Source organism: Ancylomarina euxina (assembly GCF_003863355.1).
Classification (GTDB): domain Bacteria; phylum Bacteroidota; class Bacteroidia; order Bacteroidales; family Marinifilaceae; genus Ancylomarina; species Ancylomarina euxinus.
This window is the reverse complement of sequence record NZ_QQWG01000001.1, coordinates 56194-82662: the sequence shown is the minus strand read 5'-3', so window position 1 is coordinate 82662 and position 26469 is coordinate 56194. Positions and strand designations below refer to the sequence as shown.

General features: G+C 35.2%; 17 protein-coding genes. 3 read left to right on the top strand and 14 right to left on the bottom strand.

Annotated elements, in window-relative coordinates:
• Nucleotides 1-132 precede the first annotated feature (132 nt).
• The 6 genes from DWB61_RS00345 to DWB61_RS00320 all read right to left on the bottom strand — a co-directional run bounded on the left by DWB61_RS00345 (nucleotide 133) and on the right by DWB61_RS00320 (nucleotide 12233).
• Nucleotides 133-2538, bottom strand: coding sequence for an ABC transporter permease (locus tag DWB61_RS00345; protein WP_158614338.1), 2406 nt, complete (start codon nucleotides 2536-2538; stop codon nucleotides 133-135).
• Nucleotides 2539-2581: 43 nt separating this feature from the next.
• Entirely contained in the window at nucleotides 2582-4969 is a 2388-nt protein-coding gene (locus DWB61_RS00340; RefSeq protein ID WP_125028792.1) for an ABC transporter permease, read from the bottom strand.
• 22 nt (nucleotides 4970-4991) lie between these two features.
• Nucleotides 4992-7352 carry an ABC transporter permease gene (locus tag DWB61_RS00335; protein ID WP_125028790.1) on the bottom strand — a complete coding sequence of 787 codons (2361 nt, stop codon included), beginning with the start codon at nucleotides 7350-7352 and terminating at the stop codon, nucleotides 4992-4994.
• Between the two features lie 51 nt (nucleotides 7353-7403).
• Nucleotides 7404-9779 carry an ABC transporter permease gene (locus DWB61_RS00330; protein WP_125028789.1) on the bottom strand — a complete coding sequence of 792 codons (2376 nt, stop codon included), beginning with the start codon at nucleotides 9777-9779 and terminating at the stop codon, nucleotides 7404-7406.
• 302 nt (nucleotides 9780-10081) lie between these two features.
• Nucleotides 10082-10780 (bottom strand): ABC transporter ATP-binding protein, encoded by a 699-nt coding sequence (locus DWB61_RS00325; protein WP_125028788.1) that lies wholly within the window; start codon nucleotides 10778-10780, stop codon nucleotides 10082-10084.
• A 202-nt stretch (nucleotides 10781-10982) separates the two neighbouring features.
• The gene (locus DWB61_RS00320; protein ID WP_125028786.1) at nucleotides 10983-12233 is read right to left on the bottom strand and encodes an efflux RND transporter periplasmic adaptor subunit; all 1251 of its coding nucleotides are present in this window, start codon (nucleotides 12231-12233) and stop codon (nucleotides 10983-10985) included.
• A 238-nt stretch (nucleotides 12234-12471) separates the two neighbouring features.
• Here DWB61_RS00320 and DWB61_RS00315 point away from each other — a divergent pair, with 238 nt between their 5' ends.
• Complete coding sequence (locus tag DWB61_RS00315; RefSeq protein WP_125028785.1) at nucleotides 12472-13836, top strand: sigma-54-dependent transcriptional regulator; 1365 nt, start codon at nucleotides 12472-12474, stop codon at nucleotides 13834-13836.
• On the top strand, nucleotides 13826-15181 hold the full coding sequence (locus DWB61_RS00310; RefSeq protein ID WP_125028783.1) for a sensor histidine kinase: 1356 nt from the start codon (nucleotides 13826-13828) through the stop codon (nucleotides 15179-15181). Before DWB61_RS00315 ends, DWB61_RS00310 begins: the two co-directional genes overlap by 11 nt.
• Nucleotides 15182-15233: 52 nt before the next feature.
• Here DWB61_RS00310 and DWB61_RS00305 read toward each other — a convergent pair whose 3' ends face one another.
• Together DWB61_RS00305 and DWB61_RS00300 are read right to left on the bottom strand one after the other, a co-directional pair.
• A complete protein-coding gene (locus tag DWB61_RS00305) occupies nucleotides 15234-15602 on the bottom strand; it encodes a YccF domain-containing protein (RefSeq protein ID WP_125028782.1) in 369 nt (122 codons plus the stop codon).
• Between the two features lie 171 nt (nucleotides 15603-15773).
• The gene (locus DWB61_RS00300) at nucleotides 15774-16757 is read right to left on the bottom strand and encodes a DUF3187 family protein (protein ID WP_158614337.1); all 984 of its coding nucleotides are present in this window, start codon (nucleotides 16755-16757) and stop codon (nucleotides 15774-15776) included.
• A gap of 747 nt (nucleotides 16758-17504) precedes the next feature.
• On the opposite strand from DWB61_RS00300, the gene DWB61_RS00295 reads away from it, so the two are divergent.
• Entirely contained in the window at nucleotides 17505-17816 is a 312-nt protein-coding gene (locus tag DWB61_RS00295; protein WP_125028778.1) for a hypothetical protein, read from the top strand.
• On the opposite strand, the gene DWB61_RS00290 is transcribed toward DWB61_RS00295, so the two are convergent.
• The 6 genes from DWB61_RS00290 to DWB61_RS00265 form a co-directional block, all read right to left on the bottom strand.
• Nucleotides 17793-18746, bottom strand: coding sequence for an ROK family protein (locus tag DWB61_RS00290; RefSeq protein WP_125028776.1), 954 nt, complete (start codon nucleotides 18744-18746; stop codon nucleotides 17793-17795). The two genes, DWB61_RS00295 and DWB61_RS00290, sit on opposite strands and share 24 nt — an antisense overlap.
• A 213-nt stretch (nucleotides 18747-18959) precedes the next feature.
• A complete protein-coding gene (locus DWB61_RS00285; RefSeq protein ID WP_125028775.1) occupies nucleotides 18960-20264 on the bottom strand; it encodes an HlyD family secretion protein in 1305 nt (434 codons plus the stop codon).
• A 96-nt stretch (nucleotides 20265-20360) separates the two neighbouring features.
• Nucleotides 20361-20732, bottom strand: a complete 372-nt coding sequence (locus DWB61_RS00280; protein ID WP_125028773.1) for a four helix bundle protein — start codon at nucleotides 20730-20732, stop codon at nucleotides 20361-20363.
• A 38-nt stretch (nucleotides 20733-20770) separates the two neighbouring features.
• Nucleotides 20771-22978: a peptidase domain-containing ABC transporter gene (locus tag DWB61_RS00275; protein WP_125028772.1), complete on the bottom strand. Its 2208-nt coding sequence runs from the start codon at nucleotides 22976-22978 to the stop codon at nucleotides 20771-20773.
• 165 nt (nucleotides 22979-23143) lie between these two features.
• Nucleotides 23144-23761, bottom strand: a complete 618-nt coding sequence (locus DWB61_RS00270; RefSeq protein WP_125028770.1) for a hypothetical protein — start codon at nucleotides 23759-23761, stop codon at nucleotides 23144-23146.
• Between the two features lie 62 nt (nucleotides 23762-23823).
• Nucleotides 23824-26466, bottom strand: a complete 2643-nt coding sequence (locus DWB61_RS00265; protein WP_125028768.1) for a hypothetical protein — start codon at nucleotides 26464-26466, stop codon at nucleotides 23824-23826.
• Nucleotides 26467-26469 lie beyond the last annotated feature (3 nt).

The following is a 26469-nucleotide window of genomic DNA, read 5'->3' as shown; positions in this document are numbered from 1 at the left end:
ACTTTCAAGAACCATATTTAATACTCATCTTTGTGGTGTACGCGTTTAAGGAACGTTTATGTTAGTGTTTGTTGTTTAAGTATTTTGTGAACATCCCGATTGGTACTCCCAGTCGGGATGTTTCATTTTATATTACTCATACCTCAAGCTATCCACTGGATTCTGTCTCGCATTTCTTGTGAAATTTATGATGGTAACAAGTGCAACTAACAATAGAATAATCAAGCTACAAATCAAGAATATTCCCCAATGAAGTGGTAATTTATAGGCAAAATTCTGCATCCATAAACTGGCTGTTAACCAAGCTCCAATAGCTCCAAGCATTACAGCAGGAATTGCAATTACCTCAACATCCCACAAGAAGACTTTTAAAATATTCGAAAATTTAGCTCCGTTTATTCTTCGAATAGCCAATTCTTTACGCCTTCTCACTGCCTCGTTGGTAGTGTAACCCAATAGACCAATTATTGTAATTAATAAGATAATAGCACTTCCTGCCATCATCGCATTTCGAAATCCACGTTGCTGTGTATAACCCTTTTCTTGTTCTATTTCAATGCTCTTGATATTGGCATCTTTAAAAAGAAGTGCCTTGTTAAATACCTCTCTTATTATATTCATCATTCCAGCTTGAGTATCAGGATATATTTTTACCAATATATTGAAGGAATAGGATGGGTATTTTATAGCTCTCTTAATAAAATTCGATTCAGATAGATAGAAAAATACCGCAGGACGCGTATCCGGATTAGCCTTAGAATTCATTGTAAAATCAGAGAATACCCCTTGTATATTTTTATTCTTATTGCCATGCCCGGTAATTGCGATCTGTTTACCAATAACCCCATCTTTCAAAATATTGTGAAATTTCAACATATCAGCACATTTCTTACTTATAAGCATGTCGTCTCCTAGCGTCTTCCCATTCACGAAACCATCTCCTTCGATAAGAGGAATTTCTAATATGGATAGATAGTTGGCATCAATAGAATAGAAATCTGCTACATTAAATAGCTCCCTCTGATTATCCATAGACCGAATATTGTTTCCCGATTGAAAAGAAATAGGTAATTCCTCACCAAGTCCCACAGTTTGTATTTCAGGCATCGATCTTAATTCATGTAAGACTCTCGCTATTTTACTCCCATCCATACCACTGGTTGATCCATAAAATATACCTTCGGCCTGATAACCGTGAGAACTGTTTTTCATATTAGAATATTGCAAGCTTACAATAACAAGCATGGAGAGAATGAAAGAAGCGCCGACAAATTGAAAGGATAATAAAATCAATTTCCATTTATTCTTTTTCTGCTGATAATGACGAAAGGCATTGGCTACAGGAATACGAGAGAAAAATCGAGCTGGTAAATAACTCATCAGTATCACCATAAGCATTAATATCCCCATAAGCGGCACAACTACATAAGGGTTTAATACGGACACTAATTTATGGCCAACCTGTCTCTCGGCTGCTGGTTGTAAAACCATAATCATAACAAAAGCAGCCAATAAGGATATCAAAAATAAAAGCACTGATTCAGAGAAAATAATCTGTCGTAAATGCCTAGCATGAGCACCAAAGGTTTTATAAATAGCCGATGATTTCGATCGTTCAACCAAAACACTTAAAGTCAATAAAATATAGTTAAGTAGAGAAACAAACAGAACAGCAAAAGCAATGGTACTCAGAATTAGAATTATGTCTTTTAAGTTCTCGGTATAAATTTCCTTAATGGGTTTGAATGTGTATTTCAAAACAAATCCATCATTTTGTTCCTCAATTTTAACAATATCCTGATGGACTTCTTGCATCTTTCTAACTGCGGGAGCAAGACTTTCGGGCTTAACTCCAGGGGCCAATTTCATACAAGCATAATAACGATCGTTACCCAGCCAATTGTTTGTGCCATCACCCATAAAACACGCTGTTGAAACCATCGAAATCAAAATATCGTATTTGTAATTTGTATATTCTGGCAAGGCTTCAAACACACCTTCAATAGTCAATTTCTTACCTGGATATTCCTTTAACTCTATGACTTTTCCAATTACATTATCTCCGATATTTTCAGCAATTTTACTTGAAATCATACAAGTCATGGGCGACTTAAGAATTTCTTCAGGATTTCCTTTAATCATTGGTCTGGGAAGAACATCAAAGAGATACTCATCTGCCAAAACAAACTTAGCCTCATAGCTTTTTTTATCCTCTGTGTAAAAAACTGAAGAACCTATAGCATTTAGACGCGTTGCTGCTTCAACTCCCGGAACTTCAGCTTTTAATCCAGGGGCTATTGCACCACTCACATAATGGCGAGATTCAATTTTTTCAGATGATTTATCCCTTTTAAAATTTGAATCCACCACATAAATACGGTCTGAATCTGGATAAAAACTATCAAAACTGTAATAATAGAATACCTCCGATAAAAGTAAAATACCAAATGCCAAACCTGTGGCTAATGATATGATACGAGCCGCACTATGCTCCCCTTTACCGAACAAACGACGAAATGCTAATTTTAAAAAAATCATAAATAATATTTCTTTAATATTTGAATTATACAATCTCAACCTATTACTCATACCTCAAACTCTCAACAGGATTTCTCGTTGCCGCTCGCCACGATTGAATCGAGACTGTTAGCAGAGCAATTCCCATAGCTATAAGCCCGGCTAACACAAAAACCCACCAACTAAGTTCTGTTTTATAGGCAAAATTCTCGAGCCATCTACTCATGGCGTACCAGGCAATAGGACAAGCAATGATAAAAGCTATCAACACTAGATTAAAGAAATCTTTATTGAGCATTTTAATGATTTCATGAGTTTTAGCACCATTGGCTTTTCGCACTCCAATTTCTTTAATTCTTTGTTTGCCAATAAAAAGAGATAAGCCCAACAGGCCAAGACTAGCAATTAATATGGCAATAAATGCGAGCATCCCAATTGTTTTAGAAAAACGGATATCTGATTGATACAATTCGTTTAGTGCATCATCCGTAAAAGTAATTTCGAAAGGATGACCATTTTCGAATGATTCCCATGTCCTTTTTATTTGAGCAATGGTGTAGTGAATATTTTTTGTTGAAACACGAATGATCATTTCTCTGCCCGAAGAAGGAGATAAGCTCAACAGCATAGGCGGAATTTTTTCTTTTAATGAGAACATATGAAAATCGGCAATAAGCCCGTGTACAATTCCAAAGCTTGTTTTTTCTCCAATAATATCGGTTAGTCCCAATGCTTTGGCTGCAGATTTATTCACCAAAACTCCTGATTGGTGCTTGTCTACCTGAAAATCTTCGCCCATAAGTAGCTTAATTCCCATAGCCTTTGCAAAATCATAATCAACAAATAATCCAGAAACAGAAACGTCCTCATCTGGTCGATCAACTCGTTTGACACCAACAAACATTTTATTGTTTGTTGGGGGAAGCCACATGGCAGAACTAACAGATTTTACTAACGGAATCTTCAGCAACTTTTGCTTTAATATGTCTTTATTACGGTTTCCAATATCTACACTTACCAATTCCTCTTTGGCAAAACCTAAATCGATATTAAATGCATATCGTACTTGTTTTTGGATAACGATGGTGCAGGAGAGTAAAATGATAAAAACCAGTATTTGAAATACAATCATTCCTTTTTGCAAAGTGAATTTTTGGTTTTGACCTTCTTTTGCACCCTTAAGCATATGGGTTAGCTGCGATTGTTTGAACCTTAAGAATGTGGCAAATGCAGTAATTAAACCGGTAACTAAAGTTAAGGCTATAAGAATACCGAACCCTACAAGAAAGTTTGAATCGATTTGTAGCTGATAAGATTTTCCAAGCATCTCACTAATTACGGGTAGAGCTATTTGAGCAAAAACAATAGCAATTGGCAGGGCAATAATCGACAACGAACAATAATCGATTACTAATTGCTGAAGGATATCTTTTTGAGAAGCGCCATAAGTTTTTCTTACTGCAAAGCTTTTTAGTCGTGTAATGGCCTGAGCTAAGGCTAAATTCAGATAATTTATGCAGGCTATAATTAAAATCAGAATACCTATAGTACCCAATATAAAGAGCATTTTTAGATCTCCAGAGTCGGTTCTATGATTGTCGATATATCCGCCTGACTTAAAATAAACATTGTTTAACGATTGAGCTGATAGCGTATATTTATTTTTACTATTTGAATATTCCTTTCCTAATTTTAAAAGCTTCTCCTGAAATAGAGGAATTGAAACAGAAGATTCTAATAAGAAGTAATTGGTAAAGAACACACTTGCCCATGCCTCTTTCATACTTTTTAAATCCACTTCATCTTCGCTGGTAATAATGTTTTTTTCTAAATCGTCAAATGCAATATCTGTATTTACTATAAAATCTGATCTAACGCTTGTGTTGTTGGGTATATCCTTAAAAATAGCAGCAACTTGCATATCATATATCAGGTTGTTTAATTTCATTTTTAAAGACTTACCAATAGGATTTTCACGACCAAAGTATTTTTTCGACATCGAAGAGCTCAATAGTATATGATGCTTGGTTTCTTCAAACCCATGTAAATCTCCTTGCAAAATATCAATGCCAAAAACAGTAAAAAACGAACTATCGGTTCCTATTACTGATTGTTCCTCGATGTACTCCTTATTTTTCTGAAATTGTGTGTTATGAATGTTATACTGATGTGTAGCAGCTTTTACTTCCGAAAACTTTTCCTTTGCAAGTTGCCCAATCTGATATGGTGTAGTTGCCCAGTATTTGTTCTCAATCTTATTATAATTTAATACTCTATAAATACGATCTTTATTTTTGTAATAACTATTGTAATTCAATTCGTTTAGGATGAATACCAATACAATTGTCACAATACTTAAAGCTAATATCAAACCCGTTAGGCTGATAAGTGTATTTACTTTTTCTGATTTAAACCGTCTTAGGCTAATCATTATATTTTGATTGAATCTCATAATCTTATCATTATTTTATTGCTTATTCATACCTCAAACTCTCAACAGGATTTCTCGTTGCTGCTCTCCACGATTGAATCGAGACTGTTAACAAGGCAATTCCCATAGCTATTATACCCGCCAAGGCAAATATCCACCAAGAAAGCTCTATTTTATAGGCAAAATTTGCCAGCCATTTATCCATGACATACCAAGCTATTGGAAAGGCTACAACAAAGGCAAAAACTACCCATTTAAGGAAATCTTTATTAAGCATTGTGATGATTTGATAGGTTTTGGCTCCGTTTACTTTGCGAATTCCGATCTCTTTGGTTTTTCTCGAAATGGTGTTTAAAACCATTCCTAGCAAGCCCATAATTGACAAAACAATGGCTAACAGAGAGAATGCACTGATCAACTGAATCTGCTGTTGTTCCTTTTTATAGAATTGTTTGACCTGGTCGGTTAGTGTATAAATATTTACAATCACATCTGGCGATATCTTTTTGAAAAATTCAGCCATTTTTTTTCTAATTTCATCATTGTTGAGTCCAGTCGTTTTAATGGCAAGCAAGCTCATATTTTGAGGATGTTGCTGAAGAATGACCATAGGCTCAACCTGAGAATGAAATGAATGACCGTTGAAATCCTTAACAATTCCGCGCACTTTAAACCCATTAAACACTTCGCCCACTTTTAGATTATATTTTTTTGCCGCAGACTCGTTAAATATTATGTTGTTTTTACGATATTCATTAAAGTCTTGTCCATCAATAAATTCGATTTTGAGAAGATCCAACATTCCTTTTCCAGTTAATAAGCCATCAAATTGAACTTCATTGTTTTCATACATAAAACCAATTGATACGTTTGTCATGTTGGGAGGAATCAAAAGGGAACCCGCTGTAGATATAACACCAGGTATTTTTTCAATTTCGTTGGTAATTGACTGATGTTTCTTACTTAATTCACGAGAGTTAAGTTCACAAATAATAATATTTTCAGTTTCAATATTCTTGGAACTTGTCTGAGCATAATGCAACTGTTTCTTTATTGTTAGAACACCAGTAACAAGAATAATAAAGATTGCAAAATGTATACTTAGAACTGAATTAGTCCAACCTTTCCTTTTCGATGAATTCAATTTTATTCCTTTAATTAGATCAACTGAAGATCGTCTTGTAATAGTTAAGCCGATTATAATACCCGAAATTGACCCTGTTACAATCACAACCAAGAATAACAACAACCATGATTGCCATATCATAAAAACGTCTACGTTTAAAGTACATTCAAGCGTCTCATTTATAAAAGGAAATCCAAGAATAACAACCAAGGTAGCAGGTAACAAACTGATGACTGACAGCATATTTGATTCCAACAAAACTTGTTTAAGAATACATTTAATTGAAGCACCCATAGCTTTTTGAACCCCAAAATCTTTCAGGCGATTTTCCATTTTTGCTTTCGTCAGAAACACGTAGTTCACAATGGCAATCAGTAGAATAAATAGGGAAATGACAAGTAAATATTTCAGTTGCGTAGGGTTTCCTTTTCGAGTTTCAATTCTTTCATTTAAATCAGATGATTGCAGGTAGATATCAGTAACAAGTTGTAAATCGTAATCCTGCTCCTTCCTCGTTTCATTAACAGTTTTGTTTTTATATGTTTGCATATGACGCAAAACGTTTTCAGGCTCAGATTTTTCATTTAATAGAAGGTAGGTTTCAAATAAAAAATGATCCCAGTCTTTAAAAGACTCAGAAGAACGTCTGTATTCCTCTAAATGTCGTTGACTACGCCCAATGGATTCTATTATTAAATCTAAATGACAAATGAAATTGGGATATAATCTAGAATTTTGAGGGAAATCTTCATACACCCCGCAAACCGTTAGTGATAAAAATTGATTGTTGATCTTTACCTGAAGAATCTCATTAATGGGATTAACCTTTTTAAAATACCTATTGGCTGTTGAAGCAGAAATACAAATTTCTCTTTCAGAGCGGGAGGCGTATCCTTGAATAATTCTAATACCTAAACAAGCAAAGAGAGAAGTATCAGCATAAGCGAATCGTTTGTCCTTCACCAAGTCATTTTGAGCGTTTTTTAACTCCACATCCGAATCCTGGAAATACCTAAAGTAGTTATCAACAAGGGGTATTTCCGCTTGTACTGTACTACCCAATGGGTAAGAAGTTAGACTCTCAGATCCTTGCAAAACCCGATACAAGTTCTCTTTTTTAGGAATATAGTTATCGAAAGAATTCTCGTGAATATAAAGTAAACTCAATAAGAAAACGCAACCCAAACCAATCCCTAATCCAAGTATACTGATGATAGATTGCACTTTGTTCATTAGGATACTACGAATCGATAATTTAAGGTTAATTGACCAGTTCATATAAAGTATTTAATCAGTTAGTGTCGTGATAATATTTTACTTCAATTCATTTTATTCATACCTCAAGCTCTCAACAGGGTTTCTTGTGGCTGCTCGCCAGGATTGAATAGAAACCGTCAGCAAAGCAATACCCATGCCTATAAGCCCTGATAAGGCGAAAATCCACCAACTGAGTTCTGTTTTGTAGGCAAAGTTTTGCAGCCATTTATCCATGACATACCAAGCTATTGGGCAAGCTATGCTAAAAGCTACAACAACCCATTTTATAAAATCAGTATTAAGTAATCGTAGTATTTCTAAAGTAGATGCCCCATTTACTTTCCGTACGCCAATCTCTTTAATACGACGATGCGACGAGTAACGCGCCATGCCCCACAATCCTGCAATGGTTAGAAAAAGAGCAATACCCATTGTCCACAAGGCAAGTATTCCTGATTGTTCTTCGTCCTTGTATAGAGCTTCGTAATCTTTATCTAAAAATCGATATTCAAAAGGATAATCTGTTTCATTGGCTTCCCACTGTTTACGTAGTATGTCTATAACTACTTTCATATCTCTCCCTGTAGTTTTTACCATGAGAGGCATGCCAGCCCATATATCACAGAAACGGACATAAACCTGAGGGTCAATTTTTTGATTGAGCGATTTGGTGTAAGCATCTTTTACCACACCAACAATAGTCATCGGTTTTCTAAATCCTACTTTAATGGATTTTCCGATATAAGGTTTTTCTAAATTCAACAATTCAGCTGTTTTTTCATTTATCAAACAATCAGAACCAAAACCTTTGCCAAGTGCATCGCTCAGGGTGTTTTCACCCTCAATCACCTGCAAGCCATAAACCTTAAAATAGTTGTGTTGCATTTGTTTTATTTCTGCTACAACTTGTTCGTCAGGCGTTTCGGCTTTAGAAATAGAATTGCCTTGCCACCATTGCAAAGTCGTACCATTAGAGACGCAGGTTGCTTTTACAAAAGGGCTTCTTTCCAGCTCTTCTTGTATACTGCTTATTTTATTTACATAAGACTCTGGAATATTGATATAAACCAATTGTTCCTTATCAAAACCCAAATCAGCATTGTTTATAAACTGAATTTGCTTGTTGATGAAAAAGACTCCAGTAAGCAAGGCCATTGAGACTGTAAATTGGATTATTACCAAACTTTTTTGTAGCGCAATAATACGTTGTCCTTTAAATCGTCCTTTTAAACTTTCTAAGCTGTTAAATCCCGACATGTACAAGCCTGGTATTGCGCCTGAGAAAATACTTATAAACAGTCCTACTCCTAACAACATTATCCAAAGTTTACTATCTGAAAAATCCAGTAACAAATTATAGCCGATAAACTGACTAAAATAGGGCAATACAGCATGAATAATCAGCAATGCCAATACGCTAGAAAAAAAAACATACAAAAAGGTTTCACCCATAAAATCCATGATGATATTTAAGCGTTTAGCCCCATTTACTTTTTTTAAACCAATAGCCTTAGCTCGTAAAAATGAAGCAGAAATAAAAAGGTTTATAAAATTAACACAAGCTATTAGTAAAATAACAATACCAATAATCAGGAAAGTAACCAACATAGAAGCATTAGTCGTTCGAACACCAGATTCTGCTTCAAACATAAAACCTGATGTTAGGTGAATAGCTTGCAATGGCTGTAAAAAATAGTCTATATCCCCTTCTCTATAGAAATCGCACGAAGTCACACTATACTGCTTAATTTTTTCACATAAAAATGCTTGATTCGTATCCTTAGCCAACTTAACATAGGTCATGTAATTATCTCTATTTCCCCATTTCCCATTGTCAATTTCAGGGATGCTCTGTATAGGAATTAAAGCATGAAATTTTAAATGCGTATTAGATGGTAAATTTTTTAATACTCCAACAACTTCGCGCTCTCCCATATAGGAAATTACTCTACCTAATGGGTTTTCGTTTGGAAAAAATTGATTTGCTGTAGTTTCATCAATAATAATGGAGTTGGGGTTTTGAATAAAAGCATGGGCACTTCCTTCTTTAAATTCATAATTGAAAAAATTGAAGAAGCTAGTATCCACAACATTAATATACTTTAAGAAATGTTTTTTACCACCATATTTCACCAATTCCCCTTTTTCACTAATAATTGGTGAGATACGAACCGCCTCTATAACTTCAGGAAATAATCTCTTGATGTTTTTCCCTAAGGGGTTAAACTCACTACCCAATATTTTAGACTCGCTACCTAAAAGAATTTTTCGGCAAACTCGGTAAGTATTATCCGAATCTTTATGAAATTTGTCATAAGATGTTTCGTTTACATACCATAAACCAATAAGCAAACTCACGCTAATACCAATAGTTAAACTGCCAACTCCCAATAGAAGACTTACTTTATCTCGAAAAAAAACTCTTATGTATGTTTTTATTTTATTCATTTCGTCTCATTTAACAATTTGTGGATTGTGTTTTTTTTAATTGCTCTATCTATATGGTAGATAAATATTTTACTAATCCAATTAATTAAATCCCTAGCTCCAATTAATTCGATACTATATCAACTAGCAGCAGATTAACTAGCCACACATTGACTAATTATCCATACCTCAAATTCTCCACATGATTTCTCGTAACTACCCACCACGACTTAAGCGAAACGGTTAAAAGAGCAATTCCCATGGCAATGAATCCTGCCAAAGCAAAAATCCACCAGCTAAGTTCTGTTTTATAAGCAAAGTTTTCAAGCCATTTGAGCGTGCTCCTCAACCAAAACCTCTTCAGTAACAACCTTTCCATCAAATAAATTGATAATTCTATGAGAATAACCCGCATCTTTTATAGAGTGAGTTACCATAATGATAGTCGTCCCTTCTCTATTTAGTTCAGTCAATAATTGCATCACTTCCTGTCCATTTTTAGAATCAAGATTACCTGTAGGCTCATCGGCAAGTATTAATCCTGGGTTAGAAACTACGGCTCGAGCTATAGCGACACGCTGTTGTTGTCCTCCTGAAAGCTGTTGTGGGTAATGTTTTGCACGATGACTCATATTCATTCTATCAAGAACCTTGGTTACCATCTCCTTGCGTTGCTTGCTACTAAATCCCTGATAAACTAAAGGCATTTCAACATTCTCGAACACATTCAGCTCGTCAATCAAATTAAAACTCTGGAATACAAATCCCACATTACCTTTTCTTAAGTCGGTGCGCTGTCCTTCTTTTAAACCAGCAACTTTGGTGTTATTGAAAGTATATTGGCCTTCAGAAGGATTATCCAACAAGCCTAAAATGTTTAGGAGGGTGGATTTTCCACAACCCGAAGGGCCCATAATGGCAACGAACTCCCCTTTTTTGATCCTCAAATTGATGTTATTCAGAGCTAATGTTTCTATTTCACTTGTCTGAAATACCTTCGATAAATTTTCAATTGTTATCATTTTTTTATTTTTTAGAATAAGCGTATATAATTATGGGATTTTAATAATTCGTGTTAAATAACTTTATCAATTATTAAGCAATACATTCATGATAAAAGAACAAATATGTTCTTGGCAATCTTTAATCACAGGCCAGAAACTTGTTGTTTCTTTCAGCCTTTTTTCACTTTAACCTTTATCCTTACTTCACTTTATACTTGAGTTATTTAAACTCAATTCTATCGTTATCACCAAAGCTATCGTAATTATTTCTTATCACTTTTTCTCCAGCTTCTAAACCTTCCAATACCTCGAAGTATTGAGAGTTTTGTCTGCCAATTTTTATGTGACGTTTTGTAGCATAAGTACCCGACTTATCTAGAACAAAGACCCATTGACCACCAGTACTTTGAAAAAATCCTCCTCGAGGTAATAAAATGGCTTCTATCGGCTGTCCCAACTCAAGTTTTATATGATAGGTCTGCCCTGTTCTAAGATTCTCAGGAGACTCTCCATCGAAAATGAGATCTACTTTAAAGCGACCATCTCTAACTTCAGGATAGACTTTTTTTGTAATCTGCTTGTATGTTTTTTCATTTCGTGTGAAGGTACTAGAGAGCCCTCTTCTAACTCTATCGATATAATGCTCATCGACATCAGCCACAATTTTAAAATCGTTTAGAATATGCAACTGACCAATACGTTGTCCACGATTTATCGATTGACCAATTTCAACTTCCAGGCTTCCTAATTGACCATCGGCAGGCGCTTTGATATTCAAATTTTCCAAGCGTTGCCTTACCATTTCCAAGTTTTGTTTCATATTCTTCAAACTACTGTTCATCTGCAGTTTCTGATTGGCTCTAAAGATGGAATCCTGAACCATACGCTGGTATCTCAAATCTCTATCCCGACGCGAAAAATCATAATTTTCTTTTGAAATCAGGAAATCCTCCTTGGAAATAAAACCCTTTTCAAAAAGCATTAGATTCTGTTCATAACGTCGCTTTTGTTTGATAATGTCAGTATCGATACTAAGCAATTGCTGTAGGTTATTAATCTTCTGTTGCTCCATACCTATAAGCGTATTTCGCAGCTCGTTCGACTGATAAGCTAAGGAAGATTCTGTATTAAGAATTTGCAGCTTAAGATCGTTGTTGACCAATTTGACAATCACATCACCCTTTTTTACTGTTTCACCTTCATCAATCAGTTTTTCGATAACCTTACCTCCTTCTTCTAAATCCAAATAAATAGTCGTTTTAGGCTCTACCATTCCAACGATAGAGATATAATCCTTAAAACTCCCTAGGCTAACCTCAGCAATATCAAGTTTATCTTCTTCAGCTCGAAAGGTTGAAGATTCCGCACCAAATATCATTTTAATCGACAATCCTAGTACTAAAACAACAAGCAAACTAATATAAATATGCTTGGCTTTCAAGCCTTTTTTCTTTGTGATTTTTCTATCCATCGACATACTTAATTCCTCTTTTAATTAACCAATCTAAATATCATATTGATTTACATATTCACTCAATACCAATCTTGTGCCAAGTCTTATAACTATTGCTCAATTAGAACTTTATCTCAGTTATCATTAATTAAGGTGTCAAATAATTAGACAGAGCTTGTCCAATTTTTTGAAAAGATTTCTACTTTAGATAAAAATTTGAAGATGTTTTATAGAAAACACGAAAATCATAGCCAGAATGAAAGAAGCTAAAATACTAGTTGTTGACGATAATAAAAGAATACTCTCTGCTTTAGATTTATTGTTATCAAATTCCTGTAAAAAATTAAAATGCATAGCAACTCCCAATATTTTGGTATCCGAATTGAAATTAGATAATTACGATGTTGTGCTTTTGGATATGAATTTTAAGGCTGGCATTAATACCGGTAATGAAGGTATATATTGGTTGAATCAAATTTTGGAATATAATTCAGGCATAAGTGTGGTGATGATTACAGCTTATGGTGATGTTGAGTTGGCAGTAAAGGCCGTTCGTTCTGGTGCTGTCGATTTTGTATTGAAACCCTGGGAAAATGAAAAAATGTTAGCCACTATACAAATGGCTTGGAGACTTAGTCATTCAAAAAGAGAGGTGAAAAAATTACGCCTAAAGGAGAATGAACTCATTTCAGAGATAAATCGAACTAAAAATCAACTGATTGGGAGTTCTTCTGCATGGAAAACAGTGATGGATTTGGTTGAAAAAGTAGCCATCACAAAAGCAAATATATTGATTACTGGTGAAAATGGAACCGGGAAAGAACTCGTTGCAAGAGAATTGCATCGACTCTCCAATCGGGGTCAAAAAGTAATGGTCACCGTCGATATGGGGTCCATTGCAGAAACTCTCTTCGAAAGTGAATTATTTGGTCACAAAAAAGGCGCCTTCACCGATGCCCACAGCGACAGAATGGGAAAAATTGAAGCGGCTAATGAAGGGACACTTTTCTTAGATGAAATTGGTAATCTATCACTTCCTATGCAAGCCAAACTTTTATCGGTATTGCAAAACCGATCGTTAACTAAACTGGGTGAGAACACGCCCATAGATGTCGACTTACGGCTAATATGTGCAACAAACTGCAAGCTTAATGAAATGGTAAATGAAGGAAAATTCCGTCAGGATTTACTCTACAGAATGAATACCATACAAATTGAACTCCCCCCCCTTCGAGATAGAAAAACAGATATTCCAGAGTTGGCAAGATATTTTACCAAATTGTATGCCGACAAATACAACAAAAAAGGTGTGAGCATCTCTTCTTCTGCCATTAATAAATTACAAAATTACGCCTGGCCTGGTAATATAAGAGAATTGCAGCATGCCATCGAAAAGGCAGTTATTCTTAGCAAGAATCACGAAATAGGATCTAACGATTTTATTTTTAAAATAAATGAGTTCACTAAAGTAGAAGCCTATGGAGGAACGCTTGAAGATATGGAAAAAAAACTCATTGTAGCGGCCATTGAAAAACAGATTGGTAACCTTAGCGCAGTTGCATCACAACTGGGGATTACCCGCCAAACCTTATATAATAAAATAAAGAGATATGGCATATAAATACTACAATAGCATTCTCTTTCTATATCTAATTGGGCTGATCATTTTCGCTGGAGGAATAGGTTATAGCTTCGCAAATCAGAACTACTATACTTTTACTTTAGGACTAATGATAGAGCTGTATATAGCTTGGAAGTTTATTCACTTTCTGAACAAAACTCATAAGCTAATGAACTATTTTATTCATGCCATTAAAAATAATGATACCACGCTACATTTCCCTAAAAAATCAAATAATAGAATTATAAATGAATTACATCAAAGCCTCAATGAACTCAATACAATCTTACATGATGTACAAGCCAAAAGCAAGATAAAAGAGACATACTTCAGTGAGATTCTTCAGCACATAGCCACGGGAGTAATCGTTCTCACCGACAAGGGGTTTGTAACTGAGGTCAACTCAACAGCTCTCGAACTAACAGGCTTACAAACCTTAACTCATATTAGTCAGCTTAAGCGAATCGATTCAATATTTATGAATGCCCTATCTGACTTAAAAAATCACCAAAAAAAAGTACTGGATCTAATCACAAATAATGAGCGTATTCAAGTAATTACAAGGTGTACCATTATACGCTTAGAAAATGAAGATGTGAAACTCATCACGATGCAAGATATCCGTGGTGAATTAGAACGTAAAGAGATCGATTCCTGGGTAAAACTGATTCGTGTATTGAGTCACGAAATTATGAATTCTCTCGCACCAGTCACCTCTATATCACAATCGTTGAAACGTATATGGGAAATAAAACACCGAACAGAATCCAATAGTCCCTTAGATATGGATGTACAAAAAACCGTGGATGGATTAGGCGTAATTTGCCAAACCAATGAAGATTTAATTCATTTTGTACAATCGTATCGTATGCTTTCAAAGGCTCCTGAGCCACAACTAAACAGTATTCAAATACATGCCTTTTTCGATAGATTAAATATTCTACTTTCTCCAATTAAAGAAAGTTTTGTTGGAGAACTTAAACTACAAAGACCTAAGGCTGATTTTAAATTTATTGCCGATGAGCAAATGATGGTTCAGGTTATTATTAATCTGGTTAAGAATGCTGCGGAAGCCTTCATCCAGAATGATTTTCCACAAGACAACACTGCTAATATTATAGTTAATGCTACCAAAAAAGGAGAGAAAACTGAGATAAAAATCAGTGATAATGGCTCTGGTATTCCTGATGAGATTTCAGACGAAATATTCATTCCCTTTTTCACAACTAAAGAAAATGGATCTGGTATCGGCTTAAGTCATTCCAGACAGATTCTTCGAGCTCATGGAGGTAGTCTACTGTGTCAATCTAAGATTGGAGAAACGGTATTTACAGTGAGGTGGTAAAAAAGAAGATTAGTGATTTTCAATTAATAATTGATAATCACTAATTCAGATATTATCTTAGTGATTTTCCAAAAGGAGTTAAGGCAAAACCAGCCAACTTAATATGTTGAGCCGCAAATGGAATACCAATAATTGTGATCGCAAATAGAATAGCAAATACCAAATGAGTTAAGGCAATCCAAAAACCACCGAAAATCAACCAAAAAATATTTAAAATAATACTCAAACAACCTCCAGCGCTCTCATTAGGCACAACCTTTTGTCCAAATGGAGCTAAGCCAAGTACGGATAATTGAATAGCCTTTAGACCCAAAGGAATTCCTACAATAGTACAACACATCAGTACACCCGCAATAATATATTCCAAGAAGATAAAAATACCTCCAAAAATAATCCAAATAATATTTCCTATAATACTCATGATGTTTACGATTAGTAATGAACAATTAGTGATATGTGATTAATGAATGTTCTGATATCTGTTGTAGGTTTTTAGTCAAGCTAAATTAAAGTTTGTTCAAAACCTGCTAAAATTTTAAACTATGAATTTATCCTGTTCGCGAAATTCCTTTAAAACTAATGAAATGTTTTTTTACAAGCTATAACTCAAACCCAAATGTAAAACAAAATCTGGTGAGGTATTAATTTTTACATCTTCAGCAAAGCCCCCCGTTAAAATCATTTTTTCACTCAGAATGAAATCAGAACCCAAAAGAAATTGCATTCCATAGTCGCCTAGTTCTTGAGTTAAGGAGTTCTTATAAAACCGGGAATGATAATCGAGCTGCATTTTAGGAGCTAACCATTTATTTACTTTTACCGCCAAGCCTAATGAAGCAAAAGCGATATCATTTATTTGCATATCCTCCAATAAGGAGCCTCCTCCAACACGCAAATAACCAAATGAATAGAAAAAGTAAGCAGGTCTGGGACCGACACCAATAGCTTGACCTGCAAACTGCACAGAAAAATCAAGGGTTCCACTGCCAAGTAACTTAAATTTATCAGCATTATTCATCTTTAAGTAGGCACGTAAGGCCATAGAATGTGATTTCTGATCCAAGAGCTTAAAACCCAACTCAAAAGAGACATCTCCTACTCCAAAAGAACTTTCATTGATATTAAAGAGTGATTTACCATCCTGCATATAAGCATAAAGTATCCCATCTACTGGGGTATTTGCACGCGCTCCTCCTGTCAATCCAAGAAAATCATGAAATCCATTGATACTTGAATCCATAAAACCTGTGGAATGGTTAATAAAAGGCACATTCAAACCAATCTCGAATCGAGGACTAATACCATAACGTGCTTGCAAATCAAAACGTGCCATTTCACCATCAAAGTAGACTATTTCGTTTGAACTGATTGCATTAGTACTATTACTCGACAAATTAAATATGGCCGAAATTGAGAGTTTATTTTTAGAAACTATATGCCCCTCTTCTGCGTTAGGGATGCAAAAGTAATGAATTAAAGGACTCTGATTATGAGAGGGAAAGGGTTTAATATTCGTCTGTGTAAAACCAACTAATGAACTCAAACAAAAAATAAAAAAGCATAGTAATCGAGTCATAAGGCAACAAATCATTTTGATAAAACACTAACAAGATAAAATAATATCCTGAATGGCTTAATAATCAAAAAAGGAAAAAATTTGAGTAGACAAAACAAATCCTCTGTAAAAATAACCAGAGGATCTGCAGTTTAGCTAGTCGTGTCTTAATTATAGTCTTAGTTGTTATAGAAATTTCAATTTAGAGATTTAATAGTATAATTAATAACAATGTTAATTTACGAAAAAATAATAAAACATAAAAATTAAATACATAACAAATATCCTTCCTGCCAGATCACGTCATATAAGCTAATCATAAAATCAAGTTTTCAAAAAAAAAATAATTTTAGATAATGAAGCCATATTCATTTTTTATAGACTTAAACTAAATATACAAAACAATTTTCTCTATCGTATGTATTTAAAGTGTGATTTATCCAAAAAATAATTGCAGTTTAGAATCGATAAAATCTAATCAATAACATATTGAAACTTAATTTTAAAATACAAAATCAATTTACAAACTGGGGTTATAAAAGAAACATTATCACAAAATACATCAAGTATTTAAGTCTGAAATTCATCTACAATATTTACATCTAAACGACACATGAAATTTACAAACAGAAATAAAATTAGAATTCAAAACATTGTGATGAGTGTTCAATAATCATAGATTAATAAACAATTTAACTTGATAAATTTAACATTGAACCATTTTTTTTTTATATTTAGCATTGAAAAATCAAAGTCTAAAATTCTAATATGAACAAAATTACACTTCTCAATATTGAATATTTACGTCCTCAAAGAAGAATCGAAACCTATGAATTGTTGTTGAAAGACGAGAAAGAAATTTGTTACGTTTATAATTTTGAAGATAAATACTACCGTTATTTTAGAACAATCCGATCACTGACCAACTATTTAAAGGATAGAATCGAGCCAAAAGTCAAATTTAAGGAAAAGACTAAACTGACAGATTACCTATTACATAAGAGTATCGTACCAATTGAAGAGATTCATAAAGAGCTCTATTCTGCAGAGGAACTCTTAATGCCCATTTGCGAAAACTAAGGCTGCTGATCCCATGACACCTGCATTGGTCTCAATGGATGAAAGTTCAAGTTTCATTTTACCTTTTAAAACTGAAAGAAGGTTCTCCTCCATATGATAATAGGTTGGTTTCAAAATTAAATCACCTGCTCTGGCTAATCCTCCTGAAAGAAATATGGCCTCCGGATTATTCATTGCTGCAATATTGGCAAGAGCTTTTCCTAATAATCGCCCTGTATATTCGAATGACTCAATCGCAAGCTTATCACCACCATAAGCAGCAATAGCGAGTTTTTTAGCCGATATTTTATTATAAGGGATATCTCGAAGGACTGATTTTTCATCATACTTAGCTAGAAACTTACTCACGGTCCTTTTAATCCCAGTAGCCGAGACATAAGTCTCCAGACAGCCTTTTCGTCCACAAGAACATGAACGCCCCTGATCACGGATAATAATATGCCCCATTTCACCAGCATAGCCCTCGTTCCCAATATAAATTCTTCCATCCATCACTATACCACAACCCAGGCCTGTACCAAGAGTCACTAAGATAAAATTGGTCATTCCCTTTGCTCCACCGTAATACATTTCACCCAAGGCTGCTGCATTGGCATCATTAGAGAGTATAACCGGTAGCTGCAAATGATCTTCTAGGAGTTTAGCTAAAGGAAGATGTTTATCCCAAGGCAGGTTGACAGCATGCTCAATACAGCCTGTAAGAGAATTCGCATTCGGAGCGCCGACACCAGCTCCAACCAATTCGTATTGATCTGAAAAAGCACTAAAATTAGACCTAATATGCAAGGAGAGTTCGCGAACAAAATTCTCGAAAATAGGGTAATTGGGGGTATAAAAAGAAGAATGAAAAAGGCAAACACCAGCCTCAGTTACGAAACCGTAAACGGTATTCGTACCACCAATATCGATCCCAACTGCTAGTTTTTGCATAACCTAATCTTACGTTCCCAACTAATTTAGATTAAAAGCGTGAGATGAACAAAGGAAAACAAGGATAAAGTATCGAAACAATAAAGTGTAAAGGATAAAGGAGGAAAAGGTTAAAGAGTTGAAAATCCAGACACCTCAATCATACAATCGAAACAATTCAGCAAGTCAGCCCTGTTAGAAATGACCCATCGCTGATTACTAATTGTCAATTAATCATTTAACCACGTGTTCCTTCAAAAGTGCCTTTAATGGATTAAAAATACGCTGAAGTAAACGTTGATCCTCAGTAATAATTTCGGCAACTCCTTCAATCTTTTGAGCGAATTTTAATTCTTTTCCATAGCTAGTTATAAGCCCATTAGTTAACTCAACGTCTAAGCTATAATTGTCGCCATCAGGAACCTCAGAAATTGAGCGTATACTGCCTTCGAGCATGCCAAATTCCATATAGGGGTAGTTATTAAGCTTAATATTGACACGTTGTCCGAGTTGTACCTTACCAGAACGATTCATTCCTAAATCAACACGAACTATAATTCGAGTTGAATCCGATGGAAGTACTGTAAAAACCTTTTCACCTTGTTTCACATTTTGGTTAGCTGACCAAAATCGATTGAAACTAACTGCACCTGTAATTGGTGATTTAAGCAGATAATTCTGCTCCCATATATCAATCTGAGCAGTCAAATTATCATAGGCATGCAAAATCTGATCAAGCAATTCCTTTCTTTTATTTTCTTCATCCAAATCCAAGTCAATAATCGATTGATCCACCTCATTAATCTGAATTTGAGTTGAGGAAAGGGTTGAACGTGAACCATGAAAGGCATAGCTTTGTTGTAGATATTCCTTCTCCGATTGCTGATAATTGGCTTTTGAAATCACTCCTCGGGTATAGAGCAGAGAATCCCGATGGAATTCTTTATACACAATTGCCAACTCCTTCTCTAAAATATTTCGCTGTTTGTATTGACGATTGTAATACATGCGATAGTTACTTCTTTTCTGAATCAAAGAAGCTTTCTTTTTTTCGTGATATTGAAGATCGACAAAACGGCTATAATCTGTACAAGCCTTTAGATAAGCGTTAAATGGAGCTTGCACCTCACCCAAACGATAATTTTTATCGACAAATTCGGGTGTCATTTCATTCTTCCCATCAAACTGAGGAATCTGATTATTAAGCTGTTTACGTAATGAGAAAACATCTTGCGAATTCGCTGGGTTTTCAATAACAGCCAACAAATCACCAGCCTCAATCAGCTGATTATCGCTCACTTTTAAATCTATAATCTTACCATTTACACGAGCAATCAACTCTGCAGGAGGATTCTCTGTCGTTAAAACAAGCTTCGAGCTGATAATCTCCGGATAAGAGAAAAACCAAGAACCGATTACTAATATCAGCACGACAAGAAACACTAATCCTGAACCTACACGAACGATCCATGATGGCATTTTCCCTAGAATCTCTTGAACGGACTCCGAGCGCAATTCTATATTTGTATCTTGTTCCATATTCAACGGTATACTGGTTTCAAAAAGCGATGTACAATTAGTGATTATCGATTAGTGATGAGTAATTATTAATCACTAATTGAAAATTACTCATCATTAATTAATCTTGGTTTTGTTCATATTCAATCTTGATGTCTCAATGATCTTATAAAGTATCTTAAGGATACTCTCACAATCCTCAATCAATGAATCGAACATGACAACATCAATATAATCAGTATCCTTTAATAAACGCAACCAATAATGCGTTTCGCGAGCCTCCTTGTACGATATATTCAATTTGACAACGAAATCTTTCTGAGAACTCCCTCCAATAGCTTCTTCGGTATTAGCACCAATTGAGGTACCACACCTTAAAATTTGTTTCGAAAGAACATACTCCTTCTTTTCATTTTTAAGATATTGATAGAGCTTAATAATCCGAATACTAAACTGATAAGACTTCTCCTGTATTAAATTCTTTTCCATGAATATAGTATTGATCCATAACCACTAATTGATAATTACTAATTGCCCAGTTCTAGTTGATTCTTAACCAATTCGTAATAGCGACCTCTCAATTGAGTCAAATCCTTATGGCTACCATGTTCCACAATTTGTCCTTTATCCAGAACAATGATCTTATCGGCATTTCGTACCGTGCTTAAACGATGGGCAACAACAACAACCGTACGTCCCTGATTGAACTCATCCAGATTTTCCATGATAGCCCTTTCATTATTGGCATCAAGAGCATTGGTCGCTTCATCAAAAAATAAGAATTCCGGATTTTTATAAACGGCACGAGCAATTAATATGCGCTGTTTTTGTCCCTGACTCAATCCATGGCCATTAGCCCCAATCTTGGTGTTGTATCGCAATGGCAAACTGTCAATAAACTCATGAATACAGGCGACTTGCACCGAATAAAGCAATCTTTTTTTATCAATGACTTCATCACCAACCGCAATATTCTTAGCAATAGTATCCGAAAAGATAAAGCCATCTTGCATAACCACACCACAGTTCTGACGCCACATGGCTGAGCTGTAATTTTGAATGGAAACCCCACCTAAATTAATCTTCCCCTTGGTTGCTGGATAGAATCCCAACATAAGCTTAATCAAAGTTGTTTTACCGGAGCCAGAAGCACCAACAATAGCCGTTGTTTTACCTTTTGCCACGTGCAGATCAACCTCATTCAACACCATTTCGGAATGTGGTCCTTCGTATTGAAAGCTTACTTTTTCGATATGAATGGATTTATCTTCAGGCAATTCAATTAACTTTTCATCCTTATCCAATTCCTCATCGTCCATTTCATGTATCTCTCCCAAACGTTCAAGAGAAATCTTAGCATCCTGCCAGGAATGAATGAACTGAACCAAATTATCAATTGGCGAATTCAATTGACCAAGAATGTACTGAACCGCCAGCATCATACCCAAGGTCATACTACCATTCACCACAGCTTGCGCTGCTAAAAAAGTGATAACAATATTTTTGGTTTCATTAAAAAAGACCGAACCCGATACCTGATACTGGTTCAATGCCAGTCCTTTGGTACGCACCTGAAAGAGTTCAGCCTGAATCTGTTCCCACTCCCATCGCTTCTGCTTTTCGCAGTTGTTCAGCTTGATTTCCTGCATCCCAGTAATCAACTGAACCAATGAATTCTGATTACTCGATAGCTGTGCGAAACGCTTGCCATCCAACTCCCGACGCTTTTTCAGGAAAAGGTTGATCCAAATAATATAAAGACTAGATCCCAAAAGGAAAACAGCGAAAATAGTCATGTTATAAATAGCCAATACCACACCGAATATCAACAAGTTCACCATGGAGAACAGAATATTCAGAGTCGAGGAAGTCAGGAAATTCTCGATACGTGTATGGTCTTGTATACGCTGTAAAAGATCACCAATCATCTTGATGTCAAAGAAACCAATAGGCAGCTTCATCAGCTTGATTAGGAAATCGGAAATCAGAGAAATATTTATGCGGGTAGAGATATGCAAGAGTATCCAGGAACGAATAAACTCAACCGATATACGAGAGATAAAAAGCACCATCTGTGCAATCAGCACCAAATAAATAAAACTCAGGTTCTGCGTATTAATCCCGATATCCACCACCGACTGCGTGAGGAATGGAAAAATAAGCTGCAGCATACTTCCGAAAAGCATGCCCAGGAACAATTGAAAAAGGAACTTTTTGTAGGGCTTAAGGTAGCGTAAAAGAAAAACCAGGCTCTTTTTCCTGCTCTTGCTCTCATCCTTGGCTTTATAAAAATCAGGTGTAGCCTCCAACAATAAACACAAGCCTTTCAATTCACCATCAACCTTAGTCGAAGCCCAAGCCTTAATAAACTCTTCCTTAGTAAATTTCAATAAACCCGAAGCTGGGTCCGCAACATGAACGATAGTTTTATTCTTCTTTTTCTCGATTTTATGAACCACCACAAAATGCGCTTGGTTCCAATGACAAATAGCAGGTAGTGTTGCCTGCTCGGCCAACTGCTCAAAAGTAATTCGTACCCCCATACTACGAAAACCAATACTCTCAGCCGCATCGGCAATACCCATCATCGATACCCCTTCACGGGTAATGTAGGATTTATCGCGCAGCGATTGCAAGCTATATGTTTTACCATAAAACTTCGATATCATGCGCAGGCAAGTGGGCCCGCAGTCCATGGCATCGAGTTGACGAAAGTGAGGGAATTTTTTTTTCATAGATCAGGACCAGTCTTTTACAAATCAATTGATTATAAAAAACATGTGTTTAGTAAAGCTTAAAAATATAGCTGAAAATTGAATTTCCAGCTATAATTTAGAAAGTATTTTATGGTCAAGTTCAAAATCTGATGGATAAACAAGCCTAACAAGGTGGTAAAATCATTAATGTCTAATAAAAAGAGAATCTGGCAAAGGTTTAACTCCAATTTCTACTCTAGCCTTATTGGTTTTCTCTTTATCATCTATATGTGGCATGCCAAATTGAGAACCATACATAACTCGCTTTGAGTTTTTTGCCCAATAGTATTTATCCAAAATAGTCAATAAAATTCCTTCTCCTAATTCCCCTTTTTCAACTAAATCAGCAAAGAAATTCAGATATTCTTCATTGTTTACAAGCATGTGTGGGTTATGCAGCATCACTGCAAAGAAAGCTGACTGGACACATTCTCTTTTGTAATTATTCTTACCCAGCAATTTATCACTTGGCATGCCATGTGTTTTAACAAACTCAAAAATGCGATAGAAATTTGAAGAATCAACGCACTGTATCAAACGCATTTTATTCTTGAACCCCTTAGAGGTTCGCATTCCTTGATCGAGACCATAAATTTGTGCTAACTCAAATGCTAAACTATCCTGAATAGCCACAATACTATCACTTACATATTCCGATTTTTCTCTATCACTAGCCTTCCCCTTAATACCAAAAGATAGTCCAAGGATCGCGGCAAATAATATAAAAAGGGAAACTCGACTTGTTATTCTATTAATTTTCATTTCTCATCAGAATTTCGTCAGCATATTAATGGTATAAATATGCGTGTACAATCTGTTTGTATTTAATTTTTCCCAAAAGTAATCCTTACTCTTGCTACAAATTGCCTTGGTCTGAGGTTAAACTCGTTATACACCATACTCAGGCTTGAGTCGTAGGTAGAATAGACATATCTATTATTAAAGATATTTCTGCACTCAAGCAAATAACTTATTCTACTTCCTTTGGGAGTATATGAATAGGTTAAATCGGTAAATAAAGCCTCTTGAGTATCATTTACTGAGTGGTTAAGAACAGAATACTCAGGGCGAAGCTCTATCCATTGTCGGGAATCTAAATAATAACAAATCCGGGCTTTGTGTTTTTGTTCTATCGACTTTGTTTCATTGCCATTGCTTGCCTGCTTATTGGTACTTAAGGAAAAGTCGTAGTCTAAAGCTAAGAATTGCCACTTATCAAAACTCATTTTGAAAGAATTGCTATACATATTTATGTCAAAATCCTTTAGGTCACCACTCAACAGATAATTCGATTTCTGTTTCATGAAAGAGCTTTTATAATCTAAATTCAGATGCATGTTATGCCAGTAATAAGATATTTTTCCCGATATCAGATCGCTAGTAGAACGATTGGCTTTAGCTATTAGACTATAAGAAAATACACCAGGAGAAATAATCTCTGTATCTGTCATAAAATCTTTGTCGGTTTGTTTTTTGTTATAAGATAGGTTTGCAAATACACCACTTATAGAATTTCGATAGCTTATATAAATGTTTGCTGATTTCCTTTTATCACCATCTATTTGTGCCACTCGGCTTCGCATTGTTCTATGGTCGTATACAACATTGCCTTGCATCATTCTATTAGGGTCGCCAATGCTTTCAGAACTTCTTAGGTTTATTTTACTTGAGATATATGAATTCCATTGATAACTTATAAATAATCTTGGTTTGAATAATAAGTCATTCTGTTTTATTCGAGATTTGTATTGTTTGTCTTCAAAATCCAGATAGGAGTAATCTAAGGGCAAATCCAGAGTCATTTTCAGCTTTCGTCCTTCGTATTTTATGCTAGGCTCGAATAAGTAATTGGTCTTATCCCACAATATATTATTCTGTAATAAATTGTAGTCTAATAAATCTTGTCCCGAAAACATAGATGTTTTTAAATCCTGTCTTTCGTAATTGAATCCTATTTTTGATTGGAGTACAAAAGATTTCACCGATCGCCCAAACTGAATATGATTCCTGCTAACAATACTAGTATTCTTTAAATTCTGATGACTTACAGACAAATCATTTCCATAATCTAAGACGTTGGGAAAAACAGAAGGACTAAAAAACAAATCTTCGTCGCTTTCGTTAATATCCACTGAGGAGAAAACGGTGGCAAAATTCTTTTCAAAAGGAATGGTGCAGTCAAAAATATTATACAAGCTTTTATGAGGTGTTTTAGCTTCAATAATTTGTTGCTGATCACCTGTAATAATCGCCTTGGCTTTATCTCTGTACTGAATATAGCCTAGTTTATTATTCAGATAGATGGAAGATAAGTTCCTCTTTAGATTTAGGTCGGCAAAAAAAGATCTATTCTTAAAGTTGTTCACAAACTTTTCATTAGTCGTAAACAAAGCATCATCTAAGAAATAAGTCGTTTTGTTTCTCTTTTGTTCTTCGATATGATCAGCTAGATAAGCTGTATTTATTTTTAATTCCGACTGATTATCCAATTTTCGAAGCGCATTTATGCTCACAAAATTGGCATCGTTCATCAGAAACCTACTTTTGTTTACTTTGGGATAGAATAAGGCGGGGAGCCCCAAAAAGGTAGATCTATGCTTTTCCATCCCTTGTAACTCTCCGTCTTTAAAGCTAAGCGTATTGATATTACTTGAAAGATCATCGCCAATATCATTGGACTGTATTGAGCCTATGAACTGATACTTTTTAGAGAACATCATAGGCGTTATATTGACATATCGCCCCAATGGTTTGTAGGCAGCACCTAGTTGTGCTGTACCTGTAAAAGCAACCGATTTTTTTAGTTTGATATTTATTGAAGTTTGATCCGTAGAGATCTTGTTCTCAAAAACCTTTTTACTCTGGTGATTATGCAAGACCTCTACAGCAGCAACAGCCTTATGAGGTAAATTCCTATTAGCTAAACTATAGCGCTCTTCTAACAAATCAGAACCTTCTATATAATACTTCTCAATTTCTCGTCCCTGATAGGTGATTTTACCATTGCCAGCCAAATCGAAACCAGGCATACGACTTATAACATCGCCAATGGAGAAATCTCTTTTCTGAGCAAAAACGCCAGCAATATAAGTCGTCGTATCGCCTTTGCTGAAAATAGGCGTAGAGCGCACACTCACCTCTTTTAGTTTCTGAATTTGCGCTTTTAGTTTAATATGATACGCTTCCTGTTTGTTTACCAGAAGAATGCAAGTGTCCTGATAGGAAAGCGAACGCATACGTAAAGTCTTTCCTATATAATCTTCCGAATAGTTCAATTCAAAATACCCCTTAGTATCGCTAATGCAATAAGTAAGGAATTTTTTGCTGATAGAATCATTATGCAGGCTGACAATTATTCCTTCAACAGAGTTCTTTTTATCCGATTCTAAATAGCCTTTAACAGTAGACTGAGAGAATACAAATGAACTAATAACTAATAAAACGAGAGAGAGTAGAATCCTTATCATACT

What these genes read in the sequence shown, in the direction of transcription:
- DWB61_RS00310 (WP_125028783.1), top strand. Translation starts at nt 13,826, where the DNA reads ATGGCATATAAATACTACAATAGCATTCTCTTTCTATATCTAATTGGG.
- DWB61_RS00295 (WP_125028778.1), top strand. Translation starts at nt 17,505, where the DNA reads ATGAACAAAATTACACTTCTCAATATTGAATATTTACGTCCTCAAAGA.
- DWB61_RS00300 (WP_158614337.1), bottom strand. Translation starts at nt 16,757, where the DNA reads ATGACTCGATTACTATGCTTTTTTATTTTTTGTTTGAGTTCATTAGTT.
- DWB61_RS00290 (WP_125028776.1), bottom strand. Translation starts at nt 18,746, where the DNA reads ATGCAAAAACTAGCAGTTGGGATCGATATTGGTGGTACGAATACCGTT.
- DWB61_RS00285 (WP_125028775.1), bottom strand. Translation starts at nt 20,264, where the DNA reads ATGGAACAAGATACAAATATAGAATTGCGCTCGGAGTCCGTTCAAGAG.
- DWB61_RS00280 (WP_125028773.1), bottom strand. Translation starts at nt 20,732, where the DNA reads ATGGAAAAGAATTTAATACAGGAGAAGTCTTATCAGTTTAGTATTCGG.
- DWB61_RS00315 (WP_125028785.1), top strand. Translation starts at nt 12,472, where the DNA reads ATGAAAGAAGCTAAAATACTAGTTGTTGACGATAATAAAAGAATACTC.
- DWB61_RS00325 (WP_125028788.1), bottom strand. Translation starts at nt 10,780, where the DNA reads ATGATAACAATTGAAAATTTATCGAAGGTATTTCAGACAAGTGAAATA.
- DWB61_RS00305 (WP_125028782.1), bottom strand. Translation starts at nt 15,602, where the DNA reads ATGAGTATTATAGGAAATATTATTTGGATTATTTTTGGAGGTATTTTT.
- DWB61_RS00320 (WP_125028786.1), bottom strand. Translation starts at nt 12,233, where the DNA reads ATGGATAGAAAAATCACAAAGAAAAAAGGCTTGAAAGCCAAGCATATT.
- DWB61_RS00345 (WP_158614338.1), bottom strand. Translation starts at nt 2,538, where the DNA reads ATGATTTTTTTAAAATTAGCATTTCGTCGTTTGTTCGGTAAAGGGGAG.
- DWB61_RS00340 (WP_125028792.1), bottom strand. Translation starts at nt 4,969, where the DNA reads ATGAGATTCAATCAAAATATAATGATTAGCCTAAGACGGTTTAAATCA.
- DWB61_RS00275 (WP_125028772.1), bottom strand. Translation starts at nt 22,978, where the DNA reads ATGAAAAAAAAATTCCCTCACTTTCGTCAACTCGATGCCATGGACTGC.
- DWB61_RS00265 (WP_125028768.1), bottom strand. Translation starts at nt 26,466, where the DNA reads ATGATAAGGATTCTACTCTCTCTCGTTTTATTAGTTATTAGTTCATTT.
- DWB61_RS00270 (WP_125028770.1), bottom strand. Translation starts at nt 23,761, where the DNA reads ATGAAAATTAATAGAATAACAAGTCGAGTTTCCCTTTTTATATTATTT.
- DWB61_RS00330 (WP_125028789.1), bottom strand. Translation starts at nt 9,779, where the DNA reads ATGAATAAAATAAAAACATACATAAGAGTTTTTTTTCGAGATAAAGTA.
- DWB61_RS00335 (WP_125028790.1), bottom strand. Translation starts at nt 7,352, where the DNA reads ATGAACTGGTCAATTAACCTTAAATTATCGATTCGTAGTATCCTAATG.